Source organism: Pseudomonas sp. FG36 (assembly GCF_057809275.1).
Window position 1 is genome coordinate 23229 of sequence record NZ_JBMDJQ010000048.1, and the last position, 10679, is coordinate 33907.

Consider the following 10679-nt stretch of genomic DNA (forward strand, 5'->3'; position numbering starts at 1 on the left):
GGGCGCATCGGGCAGGTGGGCAGACGGTGACAGGACGAATGCGGCAAGTGGCATTCGGGAAGGATGCCCGGTGAAGGCGGGCGGCAGTGGATGTCGCATGGCTTGAGCCTGTCGCAATACGCAACGGCGATGACCGTTGTCGTAGGCGCGAGGCAGTGTAAACAGAATTCGCTTGTTTTGTATACGATGGATTGTTTCGACAAACCGCGGCCTGCAACCGCTTCGAAAAAGTGCATGCAGTCTTATATGGCGTCGTGCCACTATCGGGCTGTCTCGCTGCCAGCGGATATCTCGGGCCGGCACGTTCGCATGGGCTGATTACACTGTGGAAATCGCCACACGGGGAGTACCTGGGATGGGCTGCGTGTTGATAGGGCAGGCTGGACGGGCGTTCGCCCGAGGTAGACGGCCATGAACAACCGTGGCCGGAGCATTTCCCTGCAATGGCTGGTGGCATTGGCGATCATGCTGGGCATGCTGGCGCTGGGCGCGGCCCTGGCCTGGCAAGGCTACCTGGGCGTGCGCCAGGCCCTGGTGGCCGCCGCCGGCGATGCCGCCCAGCAGGTCGGCAGGACCATCGACGAGCGCGCCCGGCGCCTGGTCGACCCGGTGCAGAGCAGCATTCGCCTGCTGGCCTTCAGCCCGGCGTCAAGCACGTTGGCCGAGCGCCTCGAGCAACTGCCGCAACTGGTCGAGAGCCTGCGTGCCAACCGCATGCTCAGCGCCGCCTACGTCGGTTACCCAAACGGTGAATTCCTGCTGGTCCGGCGCTTGCGTGACCCGCAACTGTTGCAGCGCTTCGCGGCACCGGCGGACACGGCGTTCCTGGTGCAGACCGTCACCCAGGGCGCCGATGGCGCGATGCAGGGCGAGTGGCGCTTCTATGACCCGGCACTGACCCTGTTGCAGCGCCAGGGCAAGCCCGACTACCAATACGATCCACGCCAACGCCCCTGGTTCATCGAAGCCAGCGCGCAGCCCGGGACCGTACTCACTCGCCCCTACGTGTTCTTTACCACCCGCGAGATCGGCCTGACCATGGCCCAGCGCAGCGCCGAGGGCACCGCGGTGATCGGCATGGATGTCTCGGTCAACGACCTGGCCAGCGAGAGCCGTGACCTGCGCATCACCGCCGGCACCGAGATCGCCGTGGTCGACGACCAGGGCAACGTGGTGGCCTATCCCGACCTGCAACGGGTGGTCGTGCGCGAGGGTGAGAGCGTGCGTCTGTCGCGCATCCGCGAGCTGGGCATCGGCAGCCTTGCGCATATCTACGCCGACATGCCCCAGGGCGCGAGCCCGCAGCCTTACCAGGTCGAGGGGCAGACCTGGTACGGCATGCGCGTGCCGCTTACCTCCATGGCCGGACAGCACCTGCAGGTGCTGATCGCCGTGCCGGCCCACGAACTGCTGGCCGGCGCGCGCAAGGTGCTGTTCGAGCAGTTGCTCTGGGCAGTGGCCCTGGCCGCCGTGTTGCTGTTGCTCGGCGGGCTGCTGGGCCGGCGCATTGGCCGTCCGTTGCGCCGGCTGACCGAGCAGGTGCAGGGCCTGGCCAGTTTCGATTTCAGCCGTGAGGTGGGCGTTGTCTCGAGGGTCTCCGAAGTGCGTGAGCTGAGCCGGGTGCTGAGCCGCATGTCCGGCACCATCCGCAACTTCCAGGCGATCACCCTCACGCTTAGCCGCGAGACCCAACTCGAAGGCATGCTCGACGGCGTGCTCAATCACCTGGTGGCGGCAGCGGGCGTCAGCGCCGGTGCGGTGTATCTGTACGACGACAACACCCGGTTGCGCCTGGCCGCCGCCAGTCGCGGCCATGACTACCCCGAGGAACTGGCGGTGCCTGAAGGCGAGCGGCATGACCTGGCCAGCGCGGTGACCCAGGCCCTCGCATGGCAAGGGCGCAGCCTGGCGGTGGTGCTCAATGACCGCGGCCAGGCGCTGCTCGGCATCCTGGTGCTGCAACTCGCCGATGCGAACGCGGCCGTGGGCCTGCCGTTCCAGCGCTTCGTCGAGGAACTGTCCGGAGCCGCCGCCGTAGCCATCGAGACCCGCCAGCTGGTCGAGGCCCAGCAGCGCCTGCTGGACGCCATGATCAAGTTGCTGGCCGACGCCATCGACGCCAAGAGCCCCTATACCGGCGGCCATTGCGAACGGGTGCCGCAGCTGGCGCAGATGCTCCTGGACCAGGCCGTGCAGGCTGACAGCGGCCCCTATGCCGATTTCAGCATGAGCGAGGCCGAGCGCTACGAGTTCCGCGTGGCCGCCTGGCTGCACGACTGCGGCAAGATCACCAGCCCCGAATACGTGGTGGACAAGGCGACCAAGCTCGAGACCTTGTACAACCGCATCCACGAGGTGCGCATGCGCTTCGAGGTGCTCTGGCGCGATGCCGAGGTCGCCTACTGGCAAGGCGTGGCCAACGGCGATGATGAGCCGGCGCTGCGGCGCACGCTGGAGGCATGCCGGGCAACCTTGCAGGAGGAGTTCGCCTTCGTCGCCAACGCCAACATCGGTGGCGAGTTCATGCAGGAGGCCGATATCGAGCGCCTGCGCACTATCGGCCAGCGCCGCTGGCGGCGGCACTTCGACAACCGCCTGGGCATCTCCCGCGACGAGGCGGAGCGGTTCACCGACACCTCGGCGGCAACCTTGCCGGTGGACGAGCCCCTGCTTGCCGACCGCGATGAGCACCGGGTGCCCTGGGGCGATCGTACGCCGCCGGTGGCCAAGGACGACCCGCGCAACCACTGGGGTTTCGACATGCGCCTGCCGGCCCATGCCAGCAACCACGGCGAGCTGTACAACCTGTCGATCCGCCGCGGCACGCTCAACGATGAAGAGCGCTTCAAGATCAACGAGCACATCGTGCAGACCATCATCATGCTCAGCGCGCTGCCGTTCCCGCGCCAGCTCAGGCGCGTGCCGTCAATCGCCGGCAACCATCACGAGAAGATGGACGGCAGCGGCTACCCGCGCAGGCTCGGCCAGGAGGCGTTGAGCATCCCCGAGCGGGTGATGGCGATCGCCGACATCTTCGAGGCGCTGACCGCGGCGGACCGGCCCTACAAGGCGCCGAAGACCCTGTCCGAGTCGGTGAAGATCCTGGTGTTCATGGCGCGGGACAAGCATGTCGACGGCCAGTTGCTGCGCTTGTTCCTGAGTAGCGGGGTGTACCGGCAATATGCCGAGCGCTTCCTGCGTCCCGAGCAGATCGATGAACTGGACGTGGCGTACTGGTTGGAGCAGTTGCAGGGTTTCACGCCAGAGCAATCCACCTACACTCCTTGAGACCTGTTCGGCGGGATCTCTGGAGGCATCCGATGGAAGCATTCTGGCAAGCCTTTCTGGCGGCGTTGCAGACCGAATTCGCCGATGTCGCCGACGCGCGCGAGGTATCCCGGATCCTCATCCGCCTGCTGATGGCGGCCTTGCTGGGGGCGGTGCTGGGTTTCGAGCGCGAGAGCAAGGGCAAGTCGGCCGGCGTGCGCACGCACATGCTGGTGTCCATGGGCGCGGCCTTGTTCGTCCTGGCGCCGAGCATGGCCGGGGCGGATGCGCAGGCGTTGAGCCGGGTGATCCAGGGCATCGTCGCCGGGATAGGCTTTCTTGGCGCGGGCACGATCCTCAAGGGCAATGGCCGCGACACCAGTCACGTCAAGGGCCTGACCACCGCGGCCGGGTTATGGATGACCGCCGCCATCGGCACGGCCGCCGGCATGGGGCGCGAGGCCACGGCACTGGTCAGCACGGTGCTGGCGCTGCTGGTGCTGGCGAGCATGCCGTTGCTGGTGGAAAAGGTCGAAGGCGAGCATGAGGACAAGCGCGAGGAGGAGGAGGGCAGGAAGCACTGAGGGGAGCCGAAGCTCCCCTCATAAGCGTTGTTGCCTGCTCTTTTCTTATTATTGGAGACTGGCCTGTTGTTGTTTTTGTCGGCTGTCGTCTCTGCACTGCGGGGCCCCCAACCGGGGCCAAGAGCAAACGTATTTTTTTGAGCGCTGACCTGCGTTCATCCAACGTGATCCAACCTTGACTGCCGCTACCTCGGAGGTAGTTTTATTGTTCTTGCCAGGTTGCGGGGCCGGAACCCCTGGAATGCACGTCGACTCCAAAAAAATCTGCTTGCTACGCCTCTGCCGTGTTGTTCTTGTTATGTCAGAGCCGTTTACTGTTGTTTTTATTGGGTATCGCGTTTTTTGTTCTTGTTATGCCTAAAGATATAGCAGGTGGCGTGCCAACTTTTACAAACCCTTTAAAATCAATGGTTTGATGATTTTGCAGAGTGGATTGGCACGTGAAAATTTGTCGAATTGTTTCCCTGTTACCCGATTTTCTTCTGCACAGCGTGTAGGCGGTAACACTCCACCCACACCTGTGTGACAAGCGTGTGACTCAGCGAGCGCCGCGGGCCTTCGCCACCCGCGAACCGGTGGCGCGCCCGAGCACTTCGCTGATGCGCAGGCCCGCGGCGATCAGCCGGTCCAGGTCAATGCCGGTTTCGATGCCCAGCCCTTGCAGCAGGTACACCACATCCTCGCTGGCGACGTTACCGGTGGCGCCCTTGGCGTAGGGGCAGCCGCCCAGGCCGGCCACCGAGCTGTCGAACACGCTGATGCCCTCGAGCAGGCTGGCATAGACGTTGGCCAGCGCCTGGCCATAAGTGTCGTGGAAGTGCCCGGCCAGCTGCGCGCGGGGCACCTGGGCCGAGACCACTTCGAACAGGCGGCGGGTGTCACCGGCGGTGCCGGTGCCGATGGTGTCGCCCAGCGATACTTCATAGCAGCCCATGTCATGCAGGGCCTTGGCCACCGGTGCCACCTGCTCGGCGCTGATGCGTCCCTCGTAGGGGCAGCCGAGCACGCAGGAGACATAGCCGCGCACCCGCACACCCTGGCTGCGGGCGGCCTCCATGATCGGTTCGAAACGCTTGAGGCTGTCACTGATCGAGCAATTGATGTTGCGCTGGGAGAAGGCTTCGGACGCCGCCGCGAACACCGCCACTTCCTTCACCCCGGCTGCCAGGGCATCCTCGAAACCGCGCAGGTTGGGCGCCAGCGCCGCATAGGTGACGCCCTCGCGCTGACGGATACCGGCGAACACTTCGCCGGAGCCGGCCATTTGCGGGACCCATTTGGGCGAGACGAAGCTGCCCACTTCTATGTAGGCGAGCCCGGCGTCGGTGAGGTCGTCCACCAGGCGCACCTTGTCGGCGACGCTGATGGGCTGGGCTTCGTTCTGCAGGCCGTCGCGCGGGCCGACTTCGACCAGGCGGACATTCTTGGGCAATGACATGGCGGGCTTCCTGTGGCGGATCAACGGTGGGTGTGCGGCGGGTTCAGGGTGGCGGCCAGGGCCTGCTCGCAACGCTCCTGGGCGGTGTCCAGCTCCAGGTGCATCTGCTGGATGTCGAGCATCTGCTGTTCGAGCTGGGCGCGGCGTTCGGCGATCTTCGCCAGCATGCTGGTGAGCTGTTTCTGGTTGCCGCCGGAGGGGTCGTAGAGTTCGATCAGTTCACGGCATTCGGCCAGCGAGAAACCGATGCGCTTGCCGCGCAGGATCAGTTTGAGCGTGACCTTGTCGCGGGCCGAGTAGATGCGTTCCAGGCCGCGTCGTTCAGGGCTGAGCAGACCCTGCTCCTCATAGAAGCGGATGGCGCGGGTGGTGATGTCCAGTTCGCGGGACAGGTCGGAGATGCTGTAGGTCTGGCTGCTCATGCTTGCGCTCGGGGGAGGGAATGCGAGTAACCTAATGCCAGGTTGACGTATACGTCAAGCAAGGGCTGTGCTCGCAGGCCCGCTCAGGCATTCACGGACTTGCGATAGGCCTTGGGCGTCTGCCCGTCGAGCCGTTTGAAGAACCGTGCAAAGTAGGTCGGGTCGCTGAACCCCAGGCTGTCGGACAACTGGCCGATGCTCATGCGCGTGTAGGCAAGATTGCGCCGTGCTTCGAGCAGCAGGCGCTGGTGGATCACCTGCAACGCCGATTGCCCGGCCAGCGCCCGGCACAGCTGGTTCAACAGCAGGCTGGTGATGCCCAGGCGCGCGGCGAAATCGTCCACGGGAAGGTGCTCGCGGTAATGCGCTTCGACCAGACGCAGGTAACGTCCGAGCAGCTGCTGGTCCCGTTCGTCCTGGCTGCGCGCTGGCAAGGCGGCTTGCTGGCGGTTGATCCACACCATCAGCGCGGTGACCAGTGCCTGCAGCATGGGGCCGCGGGCCGGGGCGCTGCCCTGGTACTCCTGCTGCAGCGTGTCGATCAGGCCGTGCAGGCGCACGCGGTCCTTGCCCAGCGGGTAGCACCGCGCCGCCGCCAGCACGCTCAGCGGGGCGCCCAGGCGCTTTTCCAGATCGACCACCAAGGCCGTGCCGAACGTCAGCACATGCCCCTGGATATCGGCACTGAAGCGAAAACCATGGACAGTCAGCGGCGGTACCACCTGGATCGCCGCCTCACGAATCACCCGGCGTTCGCCCTCGATCTCCACCTGTGCCTCGCCGCGCTGCACATAGAGCAGCTGGAACAGTTCGGCGTGCCGGTGCGGCTTGATCTCCCAGTGGTGCAGACGGCTGCGTGCCGGGATCGACTCGCAGTGCAGCAGGTCGGTATCCGGCCAGGCACGGTGCTCGCCATACAGCTGGAACAACGGGATGCCGGGAAGGGGGCTGTGCATGGGGTAGGGTCTGTCCGTTAATCGAACGAATTTCAAGAAAGTGCAGTTTTCAAAGCGTATTTCGCACGTTCTGCACATTTTTCAGCAGTAAAAATACAGGTGCAAACCCTAACAGCAGATGCGCGGCCATTGCCAGTGCAAAGCCGGCATCGTCATCGTGAGACAACAACAATGAAGACTCAGGTTGCAATCATCGGCGCCGGCCCGTCCGGCCTGCTGCTCGGCCAGCTGCTGCACAACGCCGGCATCGACACGCTGATCGTCGAGCGCCAGACCCCGGACTATGTGCTGGGGCGCATCCGTGCCGGCGTGCTCGAACAGGGCACGGTCGAATTGCTGCGTGAAGCCGGCGTGGCCCAGCGCATGGATCGCGAAGGGTTGGTCCATGAAGGGGTCGAGGTGCTGGTCGGTGGTCATCGCCAGCGTCTTGACCTCAAGGCACTGACCGGTGGCAAGACGGTGATGGTCTACGGCCAGACCGAGGTCACCCGCGACCTGATGCAGGCTCGCGAGCAGAGTGGGGCGCCGATCATCTATGCGGCCAGCAATGTCCAGCCCCATGACATCGAGGGGCCGCGGCCTTACCTGACGTTCGACAAGGACGGTCGCCAGCACCGGGTCGAGTGCGATTACATCGCCGGCTGCGATGGCTTCCATGGTGTGGCCAGGCAGAGCATCCCGGCCAGCGTGCTGAAGGTGTACGAGCGGGTCTATCCGTTCGGCTGGCTGGGACTGCTGGCCGATACCCCGCCGGTCAACCATGAGCTGATCTACGCCCATCACGAACGCGGTTTCGTGCTGTGCAGCCAGCGCTCGCAGACGCGCAGCCGCTACTACCTGCAGGTGCCGCTGCAAGAGCGGGTCGAGGACTGGTCCGACGAGCGCTTCTGGACCGAGCTCAAGGCGCGCCTGCCACAGGCGGTGGCCGAGCAACTGGTGACTGGGCCTGCGCTGGAGAAAAGCATCGCGCCGCTGCGCAGCCTGGTGGTCGAGCCGATGCAGCATGGCCGCCTGTTCCTGGTCGGCGACGCCGCGCACATCGTGCCGCCCACCGGCGCCAAGGGCCTGAACCTGGCAGCCTCGGACGTCAACTACCTGTACCGGATCCTGGTCAAGGTCTACCGCGAGGGGCGCACCGAACTGCTGGCGCAGTATTCGCCCATGGCGTTGCGGCGGGTATGGAAGGGCGAGCGCTTCAGTTGGTTCATGACCCAGCTGCTGCATGACTTCGGCGAACACCAGGATGATTGGGACCGCAAGATGCAGGCGGCCGATCGCGAGTACTACCTGGGGTCGGCGGCGGGGCTGGCGAATATCGCCGAGAACTATGTGGGGCTGCCGTTCGAGGCTGTGGAATAACCGGCGCGTCAGCGGCGCCTGGGGCTTTCCAGCAAGGCGACCATCTCGCGATAACCGCGTTGGCGCGCATGCTCCAGCGCGGTCACCCCGTCCTTGTCGGCAATCAGCGGGTCCGCCCCGGCCGCCAGCAACTGGCGCACGATTTCCACATGTCGCGAGCCGCCATCGCCAAGGATCACCGCCTCGAGCAACGCGGTCCAGTGCAGGCGGTTGAGGTGGTTCACATCGACACCCGCCGCTATCAGCAACTGCACGGTGCTCACATGCCCGCGTTCGGCGGCCGGGATCAGCGCGGTACCACCGTAGCGGTTGGTGCTCTTCAGATCAGCGCCATGGGCCAGGGTCAGGAGCAGGATGTCGTCCAGCCCCCGTGCGCCCGCGTACAGGTAGGGGCTGTCGTTGATATTGTCCTTGGCGTTGACGTCGGCGCCGGCCTCGATCAGCACCTTGGCGGCTTCCACTTCATTGGCGTGGGTGGCCACCAGCAACGCGGTCTGGCCCTGGTCGTTGCGGGTATCGGCCTGCGCGCCCCGGTCGAGCAGTTGGCGCACGGCAGGGGCATCGCCGCGGCGGGCGGCATCGAGCAACGCAGTGTTCATGGCGGGGGTCTCGGCATGGCTGGCAAGGCTGGTGAACAGGGTCAGCAGCAAGGCGGTGAACGGCAGGCGCATGGTGGTCGGCTCCTGATAGGACGAGGGTTCATGCTAGTGGGCTTGTGTTTGTTGCAGAAGTGAATAATCTGGATGGATCCCAGTGTATTTGCGCATGTTGCCGGGTATCGGTACCCGTGGTAGAAGTCAGGCTTGTCATTCAGAAGTCGAATATCAAGATGTCTGCCAGCGTGAAACCAAATAGGGCCCTGTTCGACCTCGACCTGCTGCGCGCCATCGTCGTGGTGGCTGACTGCGGCAGCTTCACCACCGCCGCGGCGCGTCTGCATTCCACGCAGTCGACCATCAGCCAGAAGGTCCGCCGCCTCGAGGACATGGTCGGCCACCGCCTGCTGGTGCGTGGCAACCGCGATGTGCTGCCCACCGATGCCGGGCAGACGCTGCTCGGTTATGCCCGACACATGCTGGCCCTCAACGACCAGATGCTCGAGGCGTTGGCCGGGGCCATGGTCGGGGTAACCGTGCGCCTGGGCGTGCCGGAGGATTTCGTCGGCGGGCGCACCACCAATGCGCTGTCCGCGTTCAGCCGGCAGCACCCCCAGGTCAAGCTGGAAGTCACCAGCGGGCTATGCCGCGATCTCAGCCAGGCCTATGACAACGGCGAGCTCGACCTGGTATTGCTCAAGCAGCGGCGCAACAGCCGCGAGGGCGTGGCCTGCTGGCCGGAGCGCCTGCAATGGATCGACAGCGCGCGCATGCCGTCCTTCGATCTCGACCCGATTCCCTTGGTGACCTTTCCGCCACGCGGGCTGTACCGCGATGACATGATCAGCGCGATCGAAGGCATGGGCCGGCGCTGGCGCATCAGTTTCACCAGCTCGAGCCTCAGCGGTATCCAGGCGGCGGTGGCCGACGGCATGGGCATCAGCCTGCTGCCGCCGCGGGCGGCGCTGCCCGAGCACCGGGTGCTGGGTATCGAGCAGGGGCTGCCGGAGGTGGACAGCTACGAGATCGTCATCGTGCACCGGCCCACGGCGGATGTGATGGTCAAGGCACTGGCCGAGGTCTTGACGGAGTTGCTGGCGGTGCAGGCGATCTGATCCCACCGGAAATTCACTCCTTGCAGCAATGCGGCTTGTCACTCGCACTTTCATAGCGATCATGATGCCGCACCCAGTCCATCGTCCCGTCCTCGTTGCGCCCGAGGGGCGCGAGGTCGAGGAAGTTGTACGCGTTGACCAGGATGTCCAGCCCGCGGGCATAGGTGGAGTAGGTGTGGTACAGGCTGCCGTCGCTATCGCGGTAGAACGCGCTGAGCCCGGGCAGCTCCGGTTCGTCGCCGGTGTAGGGTTCGTAGTTGTACTGGGCGCTGCCATCGGTGGCGACGGTGACGCCGAAATCCTGGTTGAAGCGGCTGCCGTGCGAGGAGAACCACGGGAAGTGCCAGCCCATGCGCCGGCGGAACGCTTGGAACTCGGCATAGGGCGCCCGCGAAACCGCCACCAGGGAAACATCGTGGTGGACCAGGTGCAGGTTGGCGCCGTCGAAGTGGTCGGCCAGGAACGAGCAGCCTGGGCAGCCTTCGTTCCAGCTGTCGGCGAACATGAAGTGATAGACCAGCAACTGGCTGCGTCCGGCGAACAGCTCGCCCAGGCTTAGATCGCCGTCCGGGCCCTGGAAACGGTAGTCCTGCTCCACCGCTACCCAGGGCAGGGCGTGGCGGGCGGCGGCAAGTTCGTCGCGTTGATGGGTGAAGGCTTTCTCGTGCAGCCAGAGCTGGTGGCGGGCGGCGAGCCATTGGCTGCGGGTTGCCACGGTGTGTTTGGGAGTGGGATGGCTCATGGGCGTGACTCCACGCTTTGGGGGTTCATCCCGTAGTCGGGTGGCCTTTGGGTAATTCGACAGGTTTTATCCGTTATCGACGAATGGTTGCTCCGGAGCCGGGAGTTTGCATTTACCGTCAATCACAAGCAGCTTGTTTTTGCTCTGTTTTTGCTCTGTTTTTGCTCTGTTTTTGCTCTGTTTTTGCTCTGTTTTTGCTC

At 64.8% G+C, this 10679-nt stretch carries 9 protein-coding genes; 4 read left to right on the top strand and 5 right to left on the bottom strand.

Annotation, left to right across the window (positions count from 1 at the left end; translation table 11 throughout):
* The first annotated feature begins 411 nt into the window (after window positions 1-411).
* Window positions 412-3288: an HD domain-containing phosphohydrolase gene (locus ACODS9_RS24600; protein ID WP_489094973.1), complete on the top strand. Its 2877-nt coding sequence runs from the start codon at window positions 412-414 to the stop codon at window positions 3286-3288.
* 32 nt (window positions 3289-3320) lie between these two features.
* On the top strand, window positions 3321-3851 hold the full coding sequence (locus ACODS9_RS24605) for an MgtC/SapB family protein (RefSeq protein WP_046855407.1): 531 nt from the start codon (window positions 3321-3323) through the stop codon (window positions 3849-3851).
* A gap of 538 nt (window positions 3852-4389) precedes the next feature.
* On the opposite strand, the gene ACODS9_RS24610 is transcribed toward ACODS9_RS24605, so the two are convergent.
* From ACODS9_RS24610 to ACODS9_RS24620, 3 genes are all read right to left on the bottom strand, one after another.
* Window positions 4390-5289: a hydroxymethylglutaryl-CoA lyase gene (locus ACODS9_RS24610; protein ID WP_401111781.1), complete on the bottom strand. Its 900-nt coding sequence runs from the start codon at window positions 5287-5289 to the stop codon at window positions 4390-4392.
* Between the two features lie 20 nt (window positions 5290-5309).
* Entirely contained in the window at window positions 5310-5711 is a 402-nt protein-coding gene (locus ACODS9_RS24615) for a MerR family transcriptional regulator (RefSeq protein ID WP_023631568.1), read from the bottom strand.
* Between the two features lie 83 nt (window positions 5712-5794).
* The gene (locus tag ACODS9_RS24620) at window positions 5795-6667 is read right to left on the bottom strand and encodes a helix-turn-helix domain-containing protein (protein ID WP_401111783.1); all 873 of its coding nucleotides are present in this window, start codon (window positions 6665-6667) and stop codon (window positions 5795-5797) included.
* A 171-nt stretch (window positions 6668-6838) separates the two neighbouring features.
* Between ACODS9_RS24620 and pobA the strand changes: the two genes are divergently transcribed.
* Complete coding sequence (gene pobA / locus ACODS9_RS24625) at window positions 6839-8026, top strand: 4-hydroxybenzoate 3-monooxygenase (RefSeq protein ID WP_489094974.1); 1188 nt, start codon at window positions 6839-6841, stop codon at window positions 8024-8026.
* An 8-nt stretch (window positions 8027-8034) separates the two neighbouring features.
* Here the strand turns inward: pobA and ACODS9_RS24630 are convergent, their stop codons facing one another.
* Window positions 8035-8697 carry an ankyrin repeat domain-containing protein gene (locus ACODS9_RS24630; RefSeq protein ID WP_489094975.1) on the bottom strand — a complete coding sequence of 221 codons (663 nt, stop codon included), beginning with the start codon at window positions 8695-8697 and terminating at the stop codon, window positions 8035-8037.
* A 158-nt stretch (window positions 8698-8855) separates the two neighbouring features.
* Between ACODS9_RS24630 and ACODS9_RS24635 the strand changes: the two genes are divergently transcribed.
* Window positions 8856-9737, top strand: a complete 882-nt coding sequence (locus ACODS9_RS24635; RefSeq protein WP_489094976.1) for a LysR substrate-binding domain-containing protein — start codon at window positions 8856-8858, stop codon at window positions 9735-9737.
* 13 nt (window positions 9738-9750) lie between these two features.
* Here ACODS9_RS24635 and ACODS9_RS24640 read toward each other — a convergent pair whose 3' ends face one another.
* Complete coding sequence (locus ACODS9_RS24640; RefSeq protein ID WP_489094977.1) at window positions 9751-10479, bottom strand: DUF899 domain-containing protein; 729 nt, start codon at window positions 10477-10479, stop codon at window positions 9751-9753.
* Between the last annotated feature and the right edge of the window lie 200 nt (window positions 10480-10679).